The organism is Oceanobacillus rekensis, assembly GCF_002153375.1.
In the GTDB taxonomy this organism is placed as follows: domain Bacteria; phylum Bacillota; class Bacilli; order Bacillales; family Amphibacillaceae; genus Oceanobacillus; species Oceanobacillus rekensis.
This window is the reverse complement of the sequence record NZ_MTBQ01000004.1, coordinates 82,030-105,759: the sequence shown is the minus strand read 5'-3', so window position 1 is coordinate 105,759 and position 23,730 is coordinate 82,030. Positions and strand designations below refer to the sequence as shown.

General features: G+C 40.1%; 24 protein-coding genes. All 24 read left to right on the top strand.

All coding sequences use genetic code 11. The features are described 5' to 3' along the window. Positions 1–78 precede the first annotated feature (78 nt). Positions 79–717 (top strand): fructose-6-phosphate aldolase, encoded by a 639-nt coding sequence (fsa, locus tag BV906_RS11345; protein ID WP_087973650.1) that lies wholly within the window; start codon positions 79–81, stop codon positions 715–717. Between the two features lie 171 nt (positions 718–888). Continuing rightward, positions 889–2,175, top strand: coding sequence for a UDP-N-acetylglucosamine 1-carboxyvinyltransferase (locus BV906_RS11340; protein ID WP_087973649.1), 1,287 nt, complete (start codon positions 889–891; stop codon positions 2,173–2,175). Between the two features lie 835 nt (positions 2,176–3,010). Then, a complete protein-coding gene (gene rho / locus BV906_RS11335; RefSeq protein ID WP_087973648.1) occupies positions 3,011–4,291 on the top strand; it encodes a transcription termination factor Rho in 1,281 nt (426 codons plus the stop codon). A 186-nt stretch (positions 4,292–4,477) separates the two neighbouring features. Next, entirely contained in the window at positions 4,478–4,720 is a 243-nt protein-coding gene (locus BV906_RS11330) for a type B 50S ribosomal protein L31 (RefSeq protein ID WP_087973647.1), read from the top strand. Between the two features lie 227 nt (positions 4,721–4,947). Further along, positions 4,948–5,568 carry a thymidine kinase gene (locus BV906_RS11325; protein WP_087973646.1) on the top strand — a complete coding sequence of 207 codons (621 nt, stop codon included), beginning with the start codon at positions 4,948–4,950 and terminating at the stop codon, positions 5,566–5,568. A gap of 132 nt (positions 5,569–5,700) precedes the next feature. Next, complete coding sequence (locus BV906_RS11320) at positions 5,701–6,663, top strand: nuclease-related domain-containing protein (protein ID WP_176330332.1); 963 nt, start codon at positions 5,701–5,703, stop codon at positions 6,661–6,663. A 286-nt stretch (positions 6,664–6,949) separates the two neighbouring features. After that, positions 6,950–8,020, top strand: coding sequence for a peptide chain release factor 1 (gene prfA, locus BV906_RS11310; RefSeq protein WP_087973643.1), 1,071 nt, complete (start codon positions 6,950–6,952; stop codon positions 8,018–8,020). Between the two features lies 1 nt (position 8,021). Continuing rightward, positions 8,022–8,894 carry a peptide chain release factor N(5)-glutamine methyltransferase gene (gene prmC, locus BV906_RS11305; protein ID WP_087973642.1) on the top strand — a complete coding sequence of 291 codons (873 nt, stop codon included), beginning with the start codon at positions 8,022–8,024 and terminating at the stop codon, positions 8,892–8,894. Positions 8,895–8,971: 77 nt separating this feature from the next. Then, positions 8,972–9,577, top strand: coding sequence for a stage II sporulation protein R (gene spoIIR / locus BV906_RS11300; protein ID WP_087973641.1), 606 nt, complete (start codon positions 8,972–8,974; stop codon positions 9,575–9,577). A gap of 76 nt (positions 9,578–9,653) precedes the next feature. Continuing rightward, on the top strand, positions 9,654–10,055 hold the full coding sequence (locus tag BV906_RS11295) for a GNAT family N-acetyltransferase (protein ID WP_087973640.1): 402 nt from the start codon (positions 9,654–9,656) through the stop codon (positions 10,053–10,055). Positions 10,056–10,304: 249 nt separating this feature from the next. Continuing rightward, positions 10,305–11,330 carry an L-threonylcarbamoyladenylate synthase gene (locus tag BV906_RS11290; RefSeq protein WP_087974067.1) on the top strand — a complete coding sequence of 342 codons (1,026 nt, stop codon included), beginning with the start codon at positions 10,305–10,307 and terminating at the stop codon, positions 11,328–11,330. Positions 11,331–11,426: 96 nt separating this feature from the next. Further along, positions 11,427–11,975, top strand: coding sequence for a manganese efflux pump MntP (locus tag BV906_RS11285; RefSeq protein ID WP_087973639.1), 549 nt, complete (start codon positions 11,427–11,429; stop codon positions 11,973–11,975). A gap of 89 nt (positions 11,976–12,064) precedes the next feature. Continuing rightward, positions 12,065–12,670, top strand: a complete 606-nt coding sequence (locus BV906_RS11280; RefSeq protein WP_087973638.1) for a low molecular weight protein arginine phosphatase — start codon at positions 12,065–12,067, stop codon at positions 12,668–12,670. Between the two features lie 69 nt (positions 12,671–12,739). Beyond that, a complete protein-coding gene (locus BV906_RS11275) occupies positions 12,740–13,315 on the top strand; it encodes a TIGR01440 family protein (protein WP_087973637.1) in 576 nt (191 codons plus the stop codon). A gap of 70 nt (positions 13,316–13,385) precedes the next feature. Beyond that, a complete protein-coding gene (locus tag BV906_RS11270; protein WP_087973636.1) occupies positions 13,386–14,621 on the top strand; it encodes a serine hydroxymethyltransferase in 1,236 nt (411 codons plus the stop codon). Positions 14,622–14,934: 313 nt separating this feature from the next. Next, positions 14,935–15,564, top strand: coding sequence for a uracil phosphoribosyltransferase (upp, locus tag BV906_RS11265; RefSeq protein WP_087973635.1), 630 nt, complete (start codon positions 14,935–14,937; stop codon positions 15,562–15,564). Positions 15,565–15,799: 235 nt separating this feature from the next. Continuing rightward, positions 15,800–17,992: a S8 family serine peptidase gene (locus tag BV906_RS11255; RefSeq protein WP_087973633.1), complete on the top strand. Its 2,193-nt coding sequence runs from the start codon at positions 15,800–15,802 to the stop codon at positions 17,990–17,992. A 554-nt stretch (positions 17,993–18,546) separates the two neighbouring features. After that, positions 18,547–18,933, top strand: a complete 387-nt coding sequence (locus BV906_RS11250) for an ATP synthase subunit I (protein WP_087973632.1) — start codon at positions 18,547–18,549, stop codon at positions 18,931–18,933. 99 nt (positions 18,934–19,032) lie between these two features. Next, positions 19,033–19,755, top strand: coding sequence for a F0F1 ATP synthase subunit A (gene atpB / locus BV906_RS11245; protein ID WP_087973631.1), 723 nt, complete (start codon positions 19,033–19,035; stop codon positions 19,753–19,755). Between the two features lie 44 nt (positions 19,756–19,799). Next, the gene (atpE, locus tag BV906_RS11240; protein ID WP_010648360.1) at positions 19,800–20,012 is read left to right on the top strand and encodes a F0F1 ATP synthase subunit C; all 213 of its coding nucleotides are present in this window, start codon (positions 19,800–19,802) and stop codon (positions 20,010–20,012) included. A 129-nt stretch (positions 20,013–20,141) separates the two neighbouring features. Beyond that, positions 20,142–20,669: a F0F1 ATP synthase subunit B gene (atpF, locus tag BV906_RS11235; protein WP_087973630.1), complete on the top strand. Its 528-nt coding sequence runs from the start codon at positions 20,142–20,144 to the stop codon at positions 20,667–20,669. Then, positions 20,666–21,202 carry a F0F1 ATP synthase subunit delta gene (locus BV906_RS11230; RefSeq protein ID WP_087973629.1) on the top strand — a complete coding sequence of 179 codons (537 nt, stop codon included), beginning with the start codon at positions 20,666–20,668 and terminating at the stop codon, positions 21,200–21,202. The genes atpF and BV906_RS11230 overlap by 4 nt, the downstream gene beginning before the upstream one ends. 23 nt (positions 21,203–21,225) lie before the next feature. Further along, positions 21,226–22,737, top strand: a complete 1,512-nt coding sequence (atpA, locus tag BV906_RS11225; protein ID WP_087973628.1) for a F0F1 ATP synthase subunit alpha — start codon at positions 21,226–21,228, stop codon at positions 22,735–22,737. A 125-nt stretch (positions 22,738–22,862) separates the two neighbouring features. Next, positions 22,863–23,720 (top strand): ATP synthase F1 subunit gamma, encoded by an 858-nt coding sequence (gene atpG / locus BV906_RS11220; RefSeq protein ID WP_087973627.1) that lies wholly within the window; start codon positions 22,863–22,865, stop codon positions 23,718–23,720. Positions 23,721–23,730: the final 10 nt, after the last annotated feature.

The window sequence follows — 23,730 nt, the reverse complement described above, 5'->3', positions numbered from 1 at the left end:
ACAAGGCTTAAAAGCTGTTCCACTCTGGTTCAGCTTTTAAACCCATATAATAATAAAAAGAATGGAGAAGTGACATAGATGAAATTTTTTATTGATACAGCAAACATAGAGGAAATCCGTCAGGCAAATGAACTTGGCGTATTAGCAGGTGTAACGACAAACCCAAGCCTTGTTGCAAAGGAAGGAGTTTCCTTTCATGATCGTTTACGTGAAATAACTTCAGAAGTAAAAGTTGGATCTGTAAGTGCAGAAGTTATAGCTGAAGACGCACCGGGCATGATTGAGGAAGGTAAAGAATTGGCTGCAATCGCACCAAATATTACGGTGAAAGTTCCGATGACATTGGAAGGCTTAAAAGCAGTGAAAGCGTTTAGTGATCTGAACATTAAAACGAATGTTACGTTAATTTTCAATGCGAATCAGGCGCTACTTGCAGCACGTGCTGGAGCAACTTATGTTTCACCATTCCTTGGACGCTTAGATGATATTGGCCAAGATGGCATGACATTAGTGGCAACAATTGCAGAAATTTTTGACCGTCATGATATTAGCACAGAAATTATTGCTGCATCCATTCGTCACCCATTACATGTAACAGATGCTGCAGTAAATGGTGCACATATCGCGACAATTCCTTATAACGTTTTGTCTTCACTTGTGAAACATCCGTTAACAGATCAAGGAATTGAAAAGTTCCTTGCTGATTGGAATAAATAAAAATAAATGCATGAAATTGGAAAAAATGTAAAAGATAAGACAAGGTAAGAAGTTAGTACTAGTATTTGGCTATAAAATATGGTTCTCGATTACTTCGGGAACCCCTACTACATGAAATGACGTGTGTTCAAATATTTTTTGGACAACCTCTCGAAGGAACGAGGTATTCAAATGCAGAAATTGTTAATTGAAGGTGGCCATGAATTAAATGGCGAAGTTCGTATCAGCGGGGCAAAGAACAGTGCAGTAGCATTACTACCGGCATCCATTTTAGCAGATTCAGCTGTAACCATTGAAGGACTACCCGAAATTTCCGATGTCAGTACACTAGGGAGTCTACTAGAGGAAATTGGTGGAACGGTATCCTTGAATGGACAGGATATTACCATTCAACCTGAAAAAATGGTTGCAATGCCATTGCCAAATGGAAAGGTGAAAAAGCTGCGCGCCTCCTATTATTTTATGGGAGCTATGCTGGGTAAGTTCAACAAGGCTGTTATTGGACTCCCGGGGGGCTGCTATCTTGGTCCACGCCCTATCGATCAGCATATTAAAGGCTTTGAAGCACTCGGAGCCGAAGTCACGAATGAACAAGGCGCTATCTATTTGCGAGCAAAAGAGTTGAGAGGTGCCAGAATTTATTTGGATGTGGTCAGTGTAGGAGCAACAATTAATATTATGCTTGCTGCTGTTAAGGCAAAAGGTAAAACGGTAATCGAAAACGCAGCGAAAGAACCAGAGATTATTGATGTTGCAACACTGCTCACCAATATGGGAGCGAAAATTAAAGGTGTTGGTACAGATGTTATCCGGATTGAGGGCGTCTCCACGCTCCACGGATGCAAACACACCATTATACCGGACCGTATCGAAGCAGGAACATATGCAATAGCAGCTGCTGCACAAGGAAAAGAAGTTGTCATTGATAACGTCATTTCACAACATATGGAATCACTTATCGCGAAGTTGCGTGAAATGAATGTAACTGTTGAGGAAAGTGATGAACAGCTTTACATCGCCAGGAGAAGTCCGTTAAAAAGTGTAGATATAAAAACACTCGTGTATCCTGGATTTCCAACAGATCTTCAACAGCCATTTACAACTCTTTTAACGCAATCAACTGGTACAGGTGTTGTGACGGATACAATCTATTCTGCAAGATTGAAGCATATCGATGAATTAAGACGGATGAATGCGACAATTAAGGTGGAAGGCGGATCTGTTATTGTATCTGGACCTGTACAATTGGAAGGTGCAAGAGTAAAAGCAACCGACCTCCGCGCTGGCGCTGCATTAGTGATTGCCGGACTAATGTCCAATGGAATCACTGAAGTTACCGGAGTGGAGCATATTGACCGAGGTTATCAAAAAATAACAGAGAAACTAACCAACCTCGGAGCCAATATCTGGCGCGAAGAAATGACCGAAAAAGAAATAATTCAATTTCAAAATTCATAAAAACAAAAGCGTAGGCGACTGTTCAGAAACGCAGGCATAAGTAAGACGCCGAAAAGCGCCGGGGTTTGGCGCTTGTAGTGCGGATTGCTTATGACCGGAGTTTCTAGGAGCCGAAGCTAGCCGCACAAAAGCGTAGCGGGCTTGCCCAGGGACGGAGGGCATAGATAAGGGACCGACGAGGAAGTGCTATTCTTCCTCAGAGAGTCCATTGCATTTGCCGACAGCTGCTAGCAGGCCTAGCCAAAAAGCGGTGCCGGTCGATTTGTTATCGAAAAGCACAGTCTATCTAAGAAACGAATCTTTGTTATAAAGTCTTAATTTTCTAAAATGAATAAAGGAAGCCAATTGTATGTTGGCTTCCTTTTCTAACATTATAGTATACTATGAATTGCCAATTGAATAAGCAGATATGTTATATTTATAAAAATGATATTGAATAATTCCTTCTAAAAGAGTAATATAATATATGTTTAATACAGGCATATCTTGGCTAATCTGTATGTACACGAAAAACGTGCCCATTATTAGCGAATAAGAATTTTGAGACTTCTATTATAGCTTCTGTTAAACCCTGCATTTCTTCAAGGACATCCTTCCATAAGAAGTGGATCTATCAAAAAAGCAATTATTTTTTTCAGATAGGAGAAATTATAAAAATTTTCTATCTTTATAAATGCAACTAAGGTATTCGCTTAAAGTCTTGCGAACCTTTAGTTTTCTAATTTAAAAATATGATTGGACGTTGGACATGCGGCAATAAGTTTTTAAGAGCAATATTTCCCGCAAAAAAAATCCTTCCTAACAAAAGATCAAACGGAATAGGCGTGGTGATTGAGTGGATACATTAACAATCTCTAATTTAGAGACAATGACATTAAAAGAAATCTATACATTGGCGAAGGAATATAAAGTTTCATATTATTCTAAGTTGAGCAAAAAAGAACTAATCTTTGCAATTCTAAAAGCACAAGCAGAAAAGGATGGTTTTCTGTTTATGAATGGCGTACTGGAAATTATCCCTTCAGAAGGATTCGGTTTCCTGCGACCAATTAATTATTCGCCAAGCGCTGAAGATATTTATATTTCCGCATCCCAAATTCGCCGTTTCGACTTAAGAAATGGGGATAAGGTATCTGGAAAAGTACGTCCGCCAAAGGAAAATGAACGCTACTATGGTTTATTACATGTAGACGCAGTAAACGATGAAGACCCGGATTCCTCGAAGGAACGCATTCATTTCCCTGGCTTGACAGCACTATATCCAGATCGCGCGTTTAAGCTTGAGACAGAACAACATAAACTGTCAACAAGAATCATGGACTTAATGACCCCGGTTGGTTTTGGACAGCGTGGCCTAATTGTTGCGCCACCTAAAGCTGGTAAAACAATGCTAATTAAAGAGATTGCAAACAGCATTTCCAAAAATCACCCAGAGGCAAAGCTAATTATCCTTTTAGTTGATGAACGACCGGAAGAAGTAACAGATATAGAACGATCTGTTGCACCAGACGTGGATGTTGTCAGCTCGACGTTTGATGAAGTGCCGGAAAGTCATATTAAAGTATCGGAGCTTGTGTTGGAACGGGCAATGCGCCTTGTGGAACATAAGCGTGATGTTATCGTGCTTATGGATAGTATTACACGTCTGGCGCGAGCTTATAACCTGGTTATCCCACCAAGTGGTCGTACACTTTCCGGTGGTATTGATCCGGCTGCATTCCATCGTCCCAAACGATTCTTCGGTGCTGCAAGAAATATCGAAGAAGGCGGAAGTTTTACGATTTTAGCTACAGCACTTGTTGAAACAGGATCCCGAATGGATGATGTTATTTATGAGGAATTTAAGGGTACAGGTAATATGGAACTGCATCTCGCGCGCAGCTTGGCAGAACGAAGAATCTTCCCAGCCATCGACGTCCTGCGTTCCGGTACTCGTAAGGAAGAATTGCTCGTTGATAAGAGTCACCTGGACAAAATGTGGACAATCCGTAAAACAATGCAGGACTCACATGATTTCCTCGAACGCTTCTTAAAACGTTTAAAAGCAACAAAAAGCAATGAAGATTTTTTACAGGCCATGGAAAATGAAATGAAGCGTAAAGGCATGACAAAGTAGGAAAAGAGTCGTATCTACCCGTAGACTTCAGGGAGAGAAAAATAAGTTAAGCCCCCTTGCAATCATAACATCAGACTGGTATAATCTTTCTATGTGAGTGAGTTTTGATAAGGTGAATATCACCTATGACGGCTCTTACAATAACTCTGTTTCCACAGGACTCAGGGCAAAAAGGAGTGTAAGAACATGAAAAAGGATATCCATCCAGAGTACAGAAAAGTTGTTTTTCTTGATACTAGTTCAGAATACAAATTCTTGAGCGGATCAACAAGAGGATCTAACGAAACAATTGAATGGGAAGACGGCAACACATACCCATTAATCAAAGTTGAGATCAGCTCTGATTCACACCCATTCTACACAGGTAAACAAAAAGCAGACAAAGTCGGCGGCCGTGTAGACCGATTCAAGAAAAAATATAATATGTAATAAGAAGGCTGAGACGACTGTTCAGAAGTGAAGTCAACTTCGCTTTCTTGATCAAAAATTTGATCAACTATATTAAAGACAGGCAAAATGTCTACATTTTGCCTGTTTTTACTTTTATTAATGCATATAATACTAAAAAGCATATTAGTTATGTCGAAATTAGTGGGTAAACTAATCACAGTACATAAATATAATTGTAATTTACCGTGATGAGAGGGGTTCACAACATGTATGAAATGAAACAAAGCGGCTGGGTGGAAGTAATCTGTGGCAGCATGTTTTCAGGGAAATCTGAAGAATTGATTCGCCGTGTGCGCAGAGCAACCTACGCAAATTTATCGGTGCGCGTTTTCAAACCGGCCATCGATGACCGCTATGATGATACAGCTGTCGTCTCTCACAACGGCACATCCACCATCGCACGTCCAATCCAAAAGTCAATAGAAATACTTGACCATATTGATAACAATGTCGACATTGTTGGAATAGACGAGGTGCAATTTTTCGATGAGAACGTCGTTGAAATTGCAGAAGAGCTCGCCAACAGAGGTATCCGAGTAATAATTGCAGGTCTGGACACCGATTTTCGCGGTGAACCATTTGGACCGGTACCAAAGCTGATGGCACTCAGTGAATCTGTAACGAAACTAAATGCGATCTGCCCGATATGTGGTTCCCCAGCAAGTCGTACACAACGCCTGATCAACGGTAAACCAGCATCCTACGATGATCCAATTATCCTTGTCGGTGCATCCGAATCATATGAACCAAGATGCCGCCATCATCATGACGTACCAAACAAACCAACCAGCAATCTGGTTCACAAACAGATAAAAGCTGTTAAATAAAGTGAAAAGGCATCCTTGATGGGTGCTTTTTTAATAGGTGAAATAAAATGTTAACTCAAGGTTTTTTAAAAAAGAGGGAAATAGACATCCGGTATAGAAGTAATCACTATGAAGAAGGAGTGTTTGTATAAGATGATCATGAAGCAATACGATAAATTTATTGAAGTTAAAATTCTAGAGGCATTAGAAAGGAGAATACGGAATTATCACCCAAAAAAAGAAATCATCATACGTGATTTGAAAAAGAAAAAATCAGAAGTGGCCGGTGAAAAAGAAATAGAATATCCACTTGGCTTTCTTAATCCCGATAAGTTTCTCATTCTCCATAATCTCAGACTACAGGACGAAAACGGTAATTTTCAAATCGATACCTTGATACTCACGGAGAGATATTATATCATACTCGAAGTGAAAAACTGGCAGGGCACAGTTCTTTTTGACGAAAATGGCCAGGTTATCCGTAAACGCAGTATAGAGGAAGAAGAAGGCTTCCCCAACCCCATTTCACAAGTTAAAACCCAAACATTTCGCCTCCAAAAATGGCTAAGAATGCATAACTTCCCCGAGTTGAAGATAGAATCCTTTGTCGTCATCAGCTTTCCAAGCACAATCATCAAACCAGTACAACCAACAATTCAGATTCCGGAACAAGTAATCCATAACAATCAGCTTTACTTTAAAATAATGGAACTGGAGAAAAACAAATATCCTCATCAAACAACCATGAATATGCTAATGGATATCTCACAACAATTAATCGAACTCCACACACCACCAATAATTAATCTCTTTCACAAATACAAACTCAACCGATCGGACTTGAATTTTGGAGTACGTTGCCCAGAATGTCGCTCTTTACCGATGATCAGGTTGAAGCAAAAGTGGCATTGCACACCATGCGGAATATTCTCCCGGTCCGCACACCGTTCCGCGCTGGAAGATTATCGATTATTAATTGGAAATACGATTACGAATAAGCAAGCACGGGAATTTTTGTTAGTGGAATCGCCTGATGTTATACGAAGAATATTATTAAAGGAGAAATTAATACAGAGAGGTAATACAAAGAGTTCTATTTATATGTGGGAAAGTTAGGATTCGCGGATTAAAAGTTATATTCGCGGAATTAAATTTAAATTCGCGGAAATATAAAATAATCCGCGGAATAATAAGTAAAAGCGCGGAATTCTGCACTTAATTCGCGGAATCGAAACTTTGCGGCAGCAGAGCGGCCAGCTTCACCGCGCACCCAGCCCAAGCGCCGCGCACCCAGCTCAAGCACCGCGCGCCCAGCCCGCGCCACCATCACTCCAGCCACTAATTGACCACTACACCCTGCTTATACTATAATTAGACTGTTAATCAGAAAGAGGTGACCGTGATGTTAGATCGTTTACAAACATTGGAAGACCGTTATAATAAATTGAATGAGATGTTGAGTGACCCGGAGATTGTTAGTGATGTGACGAAGCTTCGTGAATATTCGAAGGAACAATCAGGTTTGGCGGATGTTGTTCAGGCATATCGTGAATATAAAGATGTAAACAGTCAATTAAATGATGCGAAGGAAATGCTGGAAGATAAATTGGATGCTGAAATGCAAGAGATGGTTAAGCTTGAGATTGATGAGCTTGCTGAATCAAAGGAAGAATTGGAAGGGAAAATGAAAATTCTCTTGCTTCCAAAAGATCCGAATGATGATAAAAACGTGTTTATGGAAATCCGTGGTGCTGCAGGTGGAGATGAAGCTGCATTATTTGCCGGGGATTTATATCGCATGTATTCCCGCTATGCTGAGCATCAGGGGTGGAAAACAGAAGTGATGGAAGCAAGTTCCACTGGTGTTGGTGGCTATAAAGAAATTATCTTTATGATTGATGGTAAAGATGTTTATTCCAAACTAAAATATGAAAACGGAGCACATCGCGTACAACGTGTCCCAGAGACGGAATCTGGTGGCCGTATTCATACGTCAACAGCAACGGTAGCTGTGTTGCCTGAAGCAGCAGAAGTCGAAGTGGAAATACATGATAAAGATATTCGTGTAGACACATTTGCATCCAGTGGCCCTGGTGGACAAAGTGTTAATACGACGATGTCTGCAGTACGTCTAACACATGAACCAACTGGTACTGTCGTTTCCATTCAAGATGAGAAATCGCAAATTAAGAACAAAGAAAAGGCAATGAAAGTATTGCGTGCCCGTGTATATGATAAATTCCAACAAGAAGCACAGGCAGAATATGATGAAAATAGAAAGTCTGCAGTAGGAACTGGTGACCGCTCCGAGCGTATCCGTACGTATAACTTCCCGCAAAACCGGGTGACAGATCACCGCATTGGTCTTACGATTCAAAAATTGGATCAGATAATACAAGGTAAATTAGATGAATTTATCGACGCATTAGTGATGGAAGAGCAAGCAAATCGTCTGGAACAGATTGGGGAATAAGATGACTAAAGAACTCAAACAATTCGAAGTCCTGCGCTGGGCTTCTCTTTTTTTAGAAAAACATCGTCGTGAAGCCCGAGTTGCAGAAATTCTCCTGCAGCACCATTTACGTGTTACTAGGTCACAGTTTTTCATGCTGATGCAGGAACCTCTCCCAAAAGCAGTTGTCGATCCATTTAAAGCTGATATTGAAAAACATGCGAAAACAGGTATTCCTGTTCAGCATCTCACAGGCTATGAGACGTTTTATGGCAGGGAATTTACGGTGAATAAACATGTGCTTATCCCTAGACCAGAAACAGAGGAGCTTGTTCTGCATGTCATTCAGTCGGCCAAAAACAGCAATACCGAGCAATTAACGATTATTGATATTGGTACAGGCAGTGGAGTTATTGCCACCACCCTTGCCTTGGAACTACCGACTGCAACCGTATATGCAACAGATATTTCTGATAAGGCACTTGCGGTCGCAAAGGCAAACGCCGAAAATCTGCAAGCTAATGTTCATTTTCTGCAAGGGGATTTCCTGCAACCAGTGATTGATGAAAGTATCCAGGCAGATATAATCGTTTCGAACCCTCCCTATATAGCGAAAGAGGATGCACCTTCCATGTCAGACACGGTGAAAAATTTTGACCCGGAACTTGCTCTTTTTGCAGAAGCAGGTGGACTTGCGGCATATCAACAGATTATTAGCCAGGTACCAGAAGTGATGAAAAGCAGTGCATTGCTCGCTTTTGAAATAGGTCATGAGCAAGGTGACGCGCTGCATGCCCTTATTCATCAGAAGTTTCCAACTAGCAATGTTACGACCATCCAGGATATTAATAAAAAAGACCGAATTATATCAGCAACTATATCTAAAAAAAAATAATTTAATAGATTACGAGTTTAAAATATTCTCCCCTGTCCATACTGACAATTATACAGTTGGAGAGGGGAATTTTTAAAATGAAGAAACTAATTTTTATTGTACTTATCTTTTTTATATTATTTTTATCGTGGCCAAAAAATGGAGTAAGTGAACAAGCAGAAAATGAGGCTGATTACCAAGTGATTCCAGATGAAGCGATTCGACTGCGAATTTTAGCCAATAGCGATTCCGATGAGGATCAAGAATTAAAACGATTGGTCCGTGATCGAGTTAATGAACAGGTGACAGAATGGGTTGAACATATAACAGATATCGAAGAAGCACGTACATTAATTGATAAACGTATTCCGGAACTTCAAGCAATTGTTGGACAAACGATTGAAGAAGAAGGAAAGAATAATGATTTTAAAGTGGAGTATGGAGAAAATGTATCCTTTCCTACGAAGCTTTACGGAGACTTTCTATACCCAGCAGGAGAGTATGAAGCAATCTTAATTACGATTGGTGAAGGCCAAGGTGCCAATTGGTGGTGTGTTTTGTTTCCACCCCTATGTTTTCTTGACTTTTTCAATGGAACATCTGTAGCAGAAGCGGAGAGCGACGAAGAAACAGAAATCGCTGAAGTAGAGGAAGAAGAAACAGAAGTAAAGTTTTTCCTTTTTGAGTGGTTTAACTGGTCATAGATGCTCTAGTAAATGCATAGGATGAAAGAAAAGGTACGTGATATTTCTATCATAATATTAATAGGGGTGAAGCCACGTGAAAATATTACTCGCTAAAGAAGCATCATATGTCAATTTGGAAGAATTTTTCGGAAAGAATCCTAATGTTAATCAAAAGAGTGTTTATGAAAAAGGTTATGTGGTGGAAATCGATAATAAGATTGAAGGATGTTTTGTCCTCGATCAATTAGAAACAGACATCTATTGGCTGAAGCAGCTTTATATTACACAATCAGAAGCGGGGAGACTTCCAATTCTGTTGGAGGCCATTTTAACATTAGCGAAACAACAGCATGCAAAAAGTATTTATGTACACAGTCACCAACCAGTTGTGGATATTTTACTTGAAGCATTACAATTCCATCCACAAAAGGAGAAAATGTTTGAGGATAAGTATCCAGTTAGCAATGGGAGTTGGTGGGCATACAATGTTTCTTAAGGAGAATGTTCAAAAAGTCTGTTAAAAACCCCAAATCTATCAAGTTTTTTGAATGCGCTACCAAAGTTACGCACACTATACACAGGCGCCTGTGTATAAGTGGTGATAGAGTGTTAATAAAAATTAATATTATGTGGATAACGTTTATCTTCCTGTTAATAACTATTAAAGGTTGATAAACGTTATCCACATTTTGCGTAAATCGTATCTATCCTCTAAAATATAGGATAGAAATGAGGTAGCAATATGATGGAAACAATTCGTTGGAATATAAAAAATGATGAAACTGATAATAATCGAGCAATAGATGAAGCTGCAGAGCTAATCAAGCAAGGTCAGGCGGTTGCCTTTCCGACAGAGACTGTCTACGGGCTTGGTGCAGATGCGACAAATGAAGCTGCGGTTGCGAAGATTTTCAAGGCAAAAGGCAGGCCCCAGGATAATCCACTGATTGCACATGTTGCAACAGTTGACCAATTGAAGCGGCTTGTGGATAACTTGCCAGATTATACAGAAAAGTTATTCAAAGCATTTTCTCCTGGGCCATTAACATATGTTTTGCCGAGTAATGGGATGTGTGCAAAAAATGTCACTGCAGACTTATCCACAATTGGGGTCCGTATCCCTGATCATCCAGTTGCACTAGCTTTATTGCAAAAAGCTGATGTACCAGTGGCTGCACCAAGCGCCAATCTGTCCGGGAAGCCAAGTCCCACCATCGCCGACCATGTATGGGATGATCTTCATGGCAAGATTTCCGGTTTATTGGATGGTGGGCCAACGGGGGTGGGATTGGAATCCACCGTTATTGACTGTACACAAGATATCCCCATTATCCTTAGACCTGGTGGAATTACGAAAGAGCAGCTGGAAGAGGTTGTCGGTCCGGTTATGATTGACCCAGGACTTGCGAATGCGAAAGAGAAACCAAAATCGCCTGGAATGAAATATAAACATTACTCTCCTGAAGTACCTCTTTGGATTGTTGAAGGTGCGCCTGCAACGATCCAGAAGGTTGTAGATAGGGAAAGAAAAAAAGGAAATCGGGTTGGTGTGCTTGCGAATAACTATACCGCAAAACATATTAAAGCAGAAGAAAAAATTGTTCTTGGCGAAAATATACATGAGATTGCGACCCATTTATATGATGCACTCAGGAAATTTAAACAAGGGGATGTCGATCTGATTATTTGTGAAGTATTCCCGGAAGTTGGTATCGGACAGGCAGTTATGAACAGATTGAGAAAAGCGGCAACCGAGTATATAGACGAGTAAAAAAATGCAACTCATCTCCATGATAAGCAATAAAGGCATTCATATGTCACCCTGGACAAGCATATAGTTAATAAGCATATCCAAGGGGGATGATGAATGTCTTTTTCGGGTGAATTTATCTCATTGATGTTTCTTGCAATAGCACTAAGTATGGATGCATTTTCCATAAGTCTTGGAATGGGAATGCAGCAGATTCGGTTGAAGCAAATTGCGATAATCGGAATGGTTATTGGATTTTTTCATATTATTATGCCGTTTATGGGAATTCTGCTTGGAAAGGCAATCTCCAGTCAAATCGGTGAACTGACAACACTGGCTGGCGGGGTGTTGCTATTTATTATCGGTGCCCAAATGTTTTTCTCTGCCTTTAATCATGAGGTGAAAAGCAGGGTCCTGCCAGTTGGTGCCGGGTTGTTCCTTATTGCATTTAGTGTCAGTATTGACAGTTTTACGGTTGGATTAGGTTTGGGAATCTCAGGTGTGAAGGTGTTCCTCACATTAATTTTATTCGGTGCTGCAAGCTGTTTGTTTACATGGCTTGGGATGCTGCTTGGCAGGAAAGTGCATGGCTATCTCGGAACATATAGTGAATTACTCGGTGGGAGCATATTATGTGGATTTGGCTTATTTATTCTGTTTGGCTAAAGGGATTTCTAATTTATTAGAAATCTCTTTATTTTTTTGCCTGAAAATATGGTATATTTGACATAGAGTGAATGAACGGAGGTTTCGCAATGAATATATTGTTTGTTTGTACAGGAAATACATGTAGAAGTCCGATGGCAGAAGCATTGTTAAAACATAAAATACCGGAGGCCAGTGTGCAATCTGCCGGGATTTTTGCCGGAAAGGATCACCGTGCAAATGAAGTTGCCAAGCAAGCACTTAACAAACGAGGAATCCATTTGGACCATCAATCCCAGCCAGTGACAAACGGGTTACTGCAATGGTCGGATGTTGTATTAACAATGACTACCCAGCATAAGCAATCGATGATCGTGGATTTCCCGGAACATCAAGATAAATATTATACACTTAAAGAATACGTTTCAGAATCAGATAAAGAGGTATGGCAATTATTAAGGGAGACCTATGCAAATTATGAATTAAAACGATCCAAATTCATTCGGGAAAACCAGTCGAAAATGGATGGCGTGGAACTGCATAAGCAACTCGAGAACTATTTAGGTGAAGATATTACGAAGATTCAAAGACTGGAATCCAACTTGATTAATTATGATATCTCCGACCCATTTGGAGGAAGTCTACAGGTCTATCAGAAAACATTAGATGAGCTTGATCAAAACATAGATATATTAATAAAAAAACTAGAAAAATAAAAACCTGCTAAGACTAACATAGTATGAGCCTAAAGAAACTTGACAATATACAAGGACAGGTGAAAAATAATGACATATGAAACATTACAGCAGGACATGCAGTTAATGGTGGAAGAATGGATGACTAGTGATTACTTACGTGATGGGGAGCTGTTTGTTATTGGCTGCTCGACAAGTGAAGTAGCGGGTCAAGCTATTGGGACATCAGGCAGTGAGCAAATTGCTGAAGTGATCTTCAAACAGTTGAATATCCTAAAGGAGAAATCCGGGATTCAGCTCGTTTTCCAATGCTGTGAACATCTCAACCGTGCACTTGTTATGGAGAGGGAAATAGCTGCTCGGTATTTACTTGATGAAGTATCGGTTATCCCTGTACCAACAGCTGGCGGCTCGATGGCATCTTATGCATATAAACAGATGACAGACCCTGTTGTCGTTGAATCGATTAAAGGGTCAGCACATGCAGGCATGGATATTGGAGAAACGATGATAGGAATGCATATGAAGCATGTTGCCGTGCCGCTCCGTTTTAAACAGAGACAAATTGGAAATGCAAGGCTTGCAGTTGCACGTACCCGGCCGAAACTGATTGGTGGCAGTCGGGCCAATTATGAAGATACAAGATTGAATAACAAATGTAATTAAGTGATCAATGGGACGATTAGTCCGATCAAATATATGATGCAACAAACCACATACATAGGGGGCTTTATTAATGGAACATGTACAACAAGCAGATTTGGAAGTATTTAAAGCAATGCAGGCAGAAAAGAAACGCCAACAGGAAAAAATTGAATTGATCGCATCAGAGAACTTTGTATCAGAAGCAGTGATGCAAGCGATGGGATCTATTTTAACGAATAAGTATGCAGAAGGATATCCTGGAAAAAGATACTATGGCGGTTGTGAACACGTCGATGTAGTTGAGAACCTTGCACGTGATCGCGCAAAAGAGCTATTTGGTGCAGAACATGCTAACGTACAGCCACATTCAGGCGCGCAAGCAAATATGGCTGTTTACTTTTCCGTGCTTGAGCCTGGCGATACCGTACTTGGTATGAATTTAAATCATGGCGGACATTTAACACATGGCAGCCCAGTTAACTTCAGTGGTAAACTTTATAACTTTGTTGACTATGGTGTCGACAAAGAAACAGAACAGCTTGATTATGATGTTGTACTGGAAAAGGCAAAAGAAGTAAAACCAAAGCTGATTGTTGCTGGTGCAAGTGCATATTCTCGTAAGCTTGATTTTGCCAAATTCCGTGAAATTGCTGATGCTGTGGATGCATATTTACTAGTTGATATGGCACATATTGCAGGACTTGTTGCAACAGGTGAACATGAAAATCCTGTACCACATGCAGATTTTGTCACAACAACAACACATAAAACATTGCGTGGCCCTCGTGGCGGCATGATTCTTTGTAAAGAGCAATATGCGAAACAGATCGACAAATCGATTTTCCCTGGAATTCAAGGTGGCCCACTAATGCATGTTATTGCAGCTAAGGCGGTATCCTTTAAAGAAGCATTATCAGATGATTTTAAAACATATGCGAAAAACATCGTCCAAAATGCAAAAGTACTTGGCGAAGCACTAAATAGTGAAGGTGTCCGCATTGTTTCAGGCGGCACAGATAACCACCTGCTATTATTGGATGTTACTCCACTTAACCTGACAGGAAAAGTTGCTGAGAAAGCATTGGATGATATCGGAATTACAACAAACAAAAATACAATTCCATTTGATACCGAAAGTCCATTCGTAACAAGTGGCGTTCGTATCGGTACAGCAGCAGTTACAACACGCGGATTCGGCGAAGAAGAAATGAAAGAAATTGCCGCAATCATTTCCCTTACACTTCATAACCATGAAGACGAAGCGAAATTGGCAGAAGCAGAGAAACGTGTCATTGCTTTAACTGAAAAATTCCCATTGTATGCATAATAATCAAAAGCGGAAGCGCCCGGTTAGCGACGTACGGACTGGACTGAGCCGTAGGAGATAAAGGAAACACGACGACCGGAGGGAGTCGATGTTGACTTATCGTACGGAGGTGAAGGAAGTCTCGGTAGTCGCTGGGCGCTGGAGCTGGACGTGGCCTCTACGGAGATTTCAATAATCAACAGTGGTAAGGATGTCCTAAAAATTTAGGGCATCCTTATTTCGTTTCTCTAACAATTTCAGACTAAACTTGAAAGCTTAACTTTTTTTAAGTACACTTTTAAAGATAGAACTAATTTGAAGGAGTGATCTACAAATGGGAAACGTATTCGTATTTGATCATCCGTTAATTCAACATAAATTAACGTACATAAGAGATAAAAATACCGGAACAAAAGAATTCCGTGAATTGGTTGATGAAGTTGCAATGCTAATGGCATTTGAAATTACAAGAGACCTTCCACTCACAGATGTAGAAGTGGAAACACCAGTAATGAAAGCAGAATCAAAAAAATTAGCTGGTAAGAAGATCGGCCTCGTACCAATTCTGCGTGCCGGACTTGGCATGGTTGATGGCGTACGTAAATTGATTCCTGCTGCAAAAGTGGGACATGTCGGATTATACCGCGATCCGAAGACATTAAAACCTGTTGAATATTATGTGAAATTACCTTCTGATATCGAAGAACGTGAATTGATCGTTATCGACCCAATGCTTGCAACGGGCGGTTCAGCTAATGATGCGATCTACGCTTTGAAAAAACGCGGCGCAAAAAATATTCGTCTGATGTGTCTGGTAGCAGCACCAGAAGGCGTAGAAGTTATCAAAAATGAACACCCCGATGTAGATATATACCTTGCTGCAATGGATGAAAAACTTGACGAACATGGCTACATCGTCCCTGGCCTAGGTGACGCTGGCGACCGCCTCTTCGGTACAAAATAAAACTATACTAGAGCTGTTATTTTCTTTTTTCTTAGGGAGATAGCGGCTTTTTTAATGGGGAAATAACGATTCGCGGATAAATCTCGATATTCGCGGAATAAAACGTGGAATCGCGGATATTCGACAAATATTCGCGGATTAAAATGATCGCTTGCACTAACCGCGAGAAAATCGCAGCCCATGCATAATCTCTTGCATTTCTCCAAATCCTATCATAAATAAGGAGGCTCGGGCGATGCGAAAAATTATATTATTCCTATTCCTACTCATCTTCCTAACAACTACAACAACGCACACCTCAGCAACAGACAATAAAGAACAAAATGAAAATCTCCAGTCAATTATAATTGAAGTGGATGGGGAACCAAGAAAGCATAAGGAATACATTGAAACATACCATCCATTTATCAAGGTTGTTGCAGTCTATGAAAAAATTTTTAATGGGTTAGCATTACAGGGTTCTCCTGGAAATCTAGAAAGAATGGAATCATTGGAATTTATAAAAAGCATTCATTCTGTACAGCAATATAAAGCAATTGACTGGCCAAAACCTGCTTCAAACATCACTCCAGATGAAGAAAAATCACAGCCATATGATTTGAATACAACCGAATACACGGGTAAAAATGTGAAAGTTGCGGTTATCGATACTGGTATTGATTACGAACACCCAGACCTTCAAAAAAATTACAAATTAGGGTATGATCTTGTTGATCTTGATGATGATCCGATGGAAACCATTCAAGAACAAGGTATCCCCACCAGTCATGGAACTCATGTTGCAGGTATTATTGCAGCAGATGGTGAAATAAAAGGTGTAGCCCCAGATGCGGAAATTTATGCATACCGTGCACTCGGCCCAGGTGGCGCTGGAACATCTGTACAAGTACTTGCGGCAATGGAGAAAGCAATTGAAGATGGTGTCGATGTCATCAACCTTTCACTCGGGAACACTGTCAATGTCCCGGACTATCCGACAAGCTTGGCGGTTAATCGAGCCTCTGAACTTGGGATTACCGTTGTCATTGCCAATGGAAATAGTGGGCCAGGGGATTGGACGGTTGGTTCACCAGCAACAGCAGACAAATCATTATCTGTCGGAGCATCCATGGCTCCAAAGAAGGTACCGTTCCTGTATGAATCTTTGGAGGGAAAAGCTATCCAGCTAATTGAAATGGCAGGATCAATACCATGGGACATTACAAAGGCATATCCGATTGTTGACGCTCGTACGCAAAATGAGACAATGAGCGGAAAAATAGTACTGCTCAGGCGTGGGGAAGTTCCTTTTTATGAATTAGCGAAGCAGGCAGAACAAAATGGTGCGGTTGCAGCCATTATCTCTAACAGCGAAGAGGGGGCATTTCAAGGGTCACTCGCGCAAGTTCAAGACCCTATTAACATTCCAGTAGCAGCAATCTCCAAGGAAGATGGGGAATGGATAGAAGCCAGGGTCAAAAAAGAATCCCTATACTTAGATACCGAATATTTTAGTCAGGAGATTACAGCGGCACCTTTTAGCTCCAGAGGACCGGTTACGATAAATTGGAATATTAAACCTGATGTTCTTGCCCCTGGAACGGAAATTTTAAGTACGGTACCAGAGGGTTATGAACAGATGAACGGTACGAGTATGGCAGCACCACATATTGCGGGTGTTGTTGCATTACTAAAAGAAGCGCATCCTGACTGGACAAGAGACCAAATCATTGGAGCGATAAAAACAACGGCCGATCTTCTAAAAGAGCCAGAGAAACTGGAACCGACCATCCAAGGAATGGGAATGGTCAGGCCAGAACAAGCGATTGAAACACCAACGATTATTTATAACCCACAACTTAATTTTGGAAAAGTGGATGCATATCGGGAAGAACTTCAATTTGACCTCAAGATAGAAAATATGTCAGATGAAACTCAAAACTACACCTTTGACATTCCAAAAAAGCAGAATGGAATATACTGGGACCTCCCACAATCATTTACAATAGATGCAAAAGAAAAAAAGACCATCCCAATTGAACTTGAAGTAACAACAGCTCGCATGGACGAAGGGGTACATCAAGGTTGGCTTACCTTAAATAAAGACGATGAAGACTATCAACTCCCATATATTTTTGTGAATCAACAAGCAGATCAACCAAAATCGGCAGGATTTGAATTTTCATTAAAAGGTTTTTCGGAGGATGAATTTCAATATAATATTTATATTACGGAACCGGCAAGACGTGTTGAAGTAGATCTCTACAACCCAGAAACGCTCCTTTTTGACAGGAAATTATTGGAGGCAGAAGACCTTGAGGCAGGGCTTCATGAAGGGGTACTAAGCAAAAAGGAAGCCGGCCAAAGTGGCTACTACCTTGCGATCGTAACTGTTTATCTGGAAGATGGGACATACGAAAGTAATCAGTCCATCCTCTATTTAGAGTGACAAATAAACGTCGGAAATAGGTTGTTCACAGAAATGTCATATTATAAGACCTAGTTTTCATTTATAATGAAAATTAGGTCGTTTTATATTACTAGAGCATATCTTTTCCTAAGCCAACTATCGATGTCTTATCCAGAAGTAATTTTTAAATGATAAAAGCCTTTAATTTCTCTGATTTAATAGGCTTTCTAAGTTAAATGAAATAATCTCTGGTTACTGATTGACAACCATAGTTAGGCTCATGTAAAATTGCTCAATGTGGGGATAAAAGGTTTTATATTATTACTGCAATTATTCTTATAATTTGTTGAATAGATGATATAATATTCGACAATTCATATGTAATAATTCCCCTAACAAATGACTTCTGTTACATAAGTGCATTTTTGGTTGGTCTGTGAAGTGTCGGAAGCTAAAAGTTAGTGGTTAGCCGAACTCCATGGAAGTTACGATCTGATTCGTTTTCCTGCTAAGGGATGCAAATCAGCACTGCTTATTATGAATTACATAAAAGCTAGTAGTTGTTTTAGGGACTTAGGAGAGTAGAGTAGATTATGTCAGAATACGATAAGATGGTAACACGACAGCGCAAATGGATGCTCTATCTGCTAGCAATATTCGTAATAGGATTAGGTTTTTCATCGTACAACCAAGTTTTTAATGGTTTGTTATTGGGTGGTGTAGTCAGTTTCTATAATTTATGGCTATTGCAGCACAAGACAAAGGCACTGGGTAAAGCGGTTGCTGATACAGGAAAAGTACGTGGTGGTCTGGGAACGTTTTCACGTCTCGCTTCGACAATACTTGCTGTACTAATCGCACTTCGTTTTAATGAAACCTTTCATATTATTGCCGTCGTTTTTGGTATCATCTCTTCTTACATCGTAATCGGTTTGGATATTAGTATAAGACTTATTGCCGATAAAGAAAAACGCAACTAAACCACTGGCACAGGGCAGGATATGAGCGGATTCTAATAGTCTATGTTCAAAAGATACTTTGAGCATTTTCTTATTAAGTAGTGTAAAGGGGTGATAAATTTGAATCATACAGCTCCAATAGTTGAAAACGTCTTTGGCATCTCTTGGCTGGATTTCAACCTTTCCAACGTTTTCATGGTATTTATGGTATCGTTGATTGTTTTCGTTTTTTGTGTGTGGGGAAGCCGCAAACTTCAAATGAAACCAACTGGGATGCAAAATTTCATGGAATGGGCTGTTGAGTTTGTAAAGGGAATTGTCAGTGACACAATGGATTGGAAAACAGGTAAAATATTTCTCCCACTAGGATTAACATTAATCTTTTATATCCTAGTAAGTAACCTTGTTGGTGTAGCTACTGCCGGGGTGGTTGGAACTGACTTGTGGTGGAAATCACCTACAGCAGATGCAACCTTAACCTTAACATTATCCTCTATGGTTGTTATATTAACCCATTTTTATGGAATTAAGGTAAAGGGAACAAAGGAATATTTCAAAGGGTATGTCAGTCCGGTAGCATTGATGTTACCATTTAAGATCATTGAGGAATTCACCAACACCTTAACATTGGGTCTTCGTCTATTTGGTAATATTTATGCTGGGGAAGTATTATTAACTTTACTGGTAAGTTTAGCAGGTTCAGGATTTCTCGGGTTCTTCGGAGCAGCATTACCGATGCTCGCATGGATGGGCTTCAGTGTGTTTATCGGTGCCATCCAGTCGTACGTATTCGTTATGTTAACAATGGTATACATGTCTCATAAAGTGAGCAGTGACCATTAAATAAAAAAATAATTTAGGTTTACTATAAAAGGAGGAAATATTCAATGGAAGCATTAGCAGCAGCAATCGCAATCGGACTAGCAGCATTAGGTGCGGGTCTTGGTAACGGTATGATCGTAAGTAAAACAGTAGAAGGTATCGCACGTCAACCAGAATTAAGAGGTGCCCTACAAGGTACAATGTTTATTGGGGTAGCACTTGTTGAGGCGATTCCAATCATCGCAGCAGTTATCGCATTTATGGCTATCTTCATGTAAGACGTATTACTATTAGAATTATAATGGCGAAGAACATCACTATAGAATCTTCGCCATTCCTTTATGTAACTCTAAGACTTTAAAGCAGGAAAACATAGATGAGAAGTCACGGTGAAAGGAGTGAAATCGGTGCATTCATACATTGACTATATGACAATTGGAGCCGCTATTGGTGGTTTGAGAGTCGGGGATATGCTTACGCAATTATTCTTCTTTATCGTATTACTAGTACTATTGAAGAAATTTGCATGGGGCCCACTCATGAATAAAATGCAACAACGTGAGGAATATGTAGCAGGAGAAATTGAATCTGCAGAAAAAAGCCGCTTGGAAGCTGAAGAAGCATCCATTGAGGCAGCAGCACAGTTGAACCAAGTGAAACAAGAAGCACAGAAATTGATTGAAGACGCTAAAACTGCTGGAATTAAGCAGGAAAAAGATATAGTTGAAACGGCTCGAAAAGAAGCTGATCGGATTATCCAAGCTGCACAGGCTGATATCCAAAATGAAAAAGAACAAGCATTGCAGGCGCTTCAGGATAAGGTCGCTTCATTGTCTGTACTTATTGCAAGTAAAGTAATTGAGAAAGAAATCAGTGAGCAAGATCAAGAGAAATTGATCAACGATTACATTAAAGAGGTAGGAGAAGAGCGATGAGTGAGCAGGTAGTTGCCAAACGTTACGCAGATGCTCTTTTTCAACTGGGAAAAGAAAAGAACATACAGGAACAGTTTATAAAAGAATTCCGTATTGTTCGTGAAGTATTTAATAATAATCAACAACTAATTACATTCCTGAAACATCCGAAAGTTAATGATGAGAAAAAGGAACAACTTATTGCAGAAGTGTTCAAAGATTTGCATAAGCATGTTGTAAATACAATCAAATTGCTTGCTAGACGACATCGCATCGCTGCTATTCCATCTATTATTGACCACTATATCCAATTGGTAAATGATGCAAAAGGAATTGCAGACGCAACTGTATATACAGTTCGAAAACTTTCGGAAGTTGAAAAAGGCAGGTTGCAAGTATCCTTCGCAAAACGAATGGGTAAAGCTGCAATTAATCTGGTAAACGTTGTAGATCCGTCCATTGTCGGAGGAATTAAAATCCGAGTCGGAAATACCATTTATGATGGAACAATCAGCGGAAAACTAAACCGTATATCTAAGGAAATTAGCAAATAAATGATGATAGGGGTGAAATTGGTATGAGCATTAATGCTGAAGAAATCAGTACACTAATTAAACAGCAAATCGAAAACTTTGATACAAATATCGAAGTTAATGATGTAGGAACAGTTATTGAAATCGGGGACGGTATTGCACGTGCACACGGACTTGATAATGCAATGGCTGGAGAATTACTTGAATTCTCAAATGGTGTAATGGGACTAGCACAAAACCTGGAAGAAAGTAACGTAGGTATCGTAATCTTGGGCCCTTACACTGAAATTAAAGAAGGCGATGAAGTTCGTCGTACAGGCCGTGTCATGCAAGTACCAGTTGGAGAAGAATTGTTGGGACGCGTTGTGAACCCACTTGGACAACCGATTGATGGTAAAGGCTCGATTGAAACTTCTAAGTCTCGTCCGATTGAAGCGGCGGCACCTGGTGTTATGGATCGTAAATCAGTTGACGAACCATTACAAACAGGGATCAAAGCGATTGATGCATTAGTACCAATCGGCCGTGGACAGCGTGAGCTGATTATCGGTGACCGTCAAACAGGTAAAACGACAGTTGCTGTCGATACAATTTTGAATCAAAGTGATCAGGATATGATTTGTATTTACGTAGCAATTGGTCAGAAAGAATCAACTGTTCGAAATACAGTAGAAACGTTCCGTAGATATGGTGCATTGGATTATACCATCGTCGTATCTGCTGGTGCAGCTGATCCAGCTCCATTATTATACCTTGCACCATATGCAGGTGTAGCAATGGGTGAAGAGTTCATGTATAACGGTAAGCATGTATTGGTTGTTTATGATGATTTATCTAAACAAGCTGTTGCATATCGTGAACTTTCCCTATTACTACGTCGTCCTCCAGGTCGTGAAGCATTCCCAGGGGATGTATTCTACTTGCATTCACGCCTATTGGAACGTGCTGCTAAATTAAGTGACGCATTAGGTGGCGGTTCTCTAACTGCACTTCCTTTCGTTGAAACACAAGCAGGCGATATTGCTGCATATATTCCAACAAACGTAATTTCCATTACAGATGGACAAATTTTCTTGCAATCTGATTTGTTCTTCTCGGGTGTGCGTCCAGCGATTAACGCCGGATTATCTGTATCCCGTGTAGGTGGTTCTGCACAAATTAAAGCAATGAAAAAAGTAGCAGGTACATTACGTCTTGACTTGGCTTCTTTCCGAGAGCTTGAAGCATTCTCACAATTTGGTTCTGACCTTGATAAATCAACACAGGCTAAATTGAATCGTGGTCAACGTACTGTTGAAGTTCTAAAACAAGGCTTACATAAGCCGATGGTTGTCGAAAAACAAGTTATGATTCTTTTTGCGTTAACGAAAGGATTCCTTGATGACATTCCGGTGGAAGACGTACTGCGCTTTGAAAGCGAAATGAACGTTTGGCTTGAAAGTAATCGTAATGAATTATTGACTAGCATCCGTGAAACAGGAAACCTTCCAGATGATGCAGATATGAGATCTGCAATAGAAGCATTCAAGAAAACATTCTTACCGACAAGCAATTAATGAATCGATGATCTGCCCCTGAAAAAGGATAGATCTTCAAAATAGATTTCAGGAAAGAGAAGAATGGACCAGGAATACTCATGTCTTCCTGGACCCACCTAGTCAGGAAAGTGTGGTGAAAAAGCTTGGCATCACTAAGAGATTTAAAAGCTCGAATTGATTCGACGAAAAAGACAAAACAAATTACAGGTGCAATGCAAATGGTATCTGCTTCTAAAATGAGTAAAGCAGAATTAAACGCCAAAGGATTCGTACCGTATGCAGATAAAATACAAGAAGTTGTTGCAAGTATTGCAAACAGCACTGATATCGGGCATCCAATGCTTACAAAACGAGAAGTGAAGAAAACCGGTTATATGGTAATCACATCTGACCGTGGTTTGGTTGGTGCATACAATAGTCATGTGTTGAAAAACTTAATCAATACAATCCAAAAAAGACATCAAAGTAAGGATGAATACACAATCATTGCCGTTGGACGTAAGGGCTATGATTATTGTAAGAAGCGTGAATTGCCTATTACAAAAAGTATTATTGGTGTGGCAGATCATCCAAAATTTGCTGAAATCAAAGAACTTGCCCAAGAAACAGTTCAAATGTATATTGACGGAGAAATTGATGAGTTGAATATTATCTATAACCACTATGTAAGTGCAATTTCCCAACAGGTAACAGCCAAGAAATTGCTTCCTATTGAGAACTTACATAACGAGGGTACAGTTAGCAGTGACTATGAATATGATCCGAATCAAGAAGAAATATTAGAAGTTCTTTTACCACAGTATGCAGAAAGCTTAATTTTTGGAGCATTATTAGATGGAAAAGCAAGTGAGCATGCGGCGAGTATGACAGCAATGAGAAGTGCAACAGATAATGCAGAAGACCTTATCGGTGACTTATCATTGACCTATAACCGTGCACGTCAAGCGGCGATTACACAGGAAATTACGGAGATTGTTGGTGGGGTAGCAGCGCAAGAATAGCACCCAATCA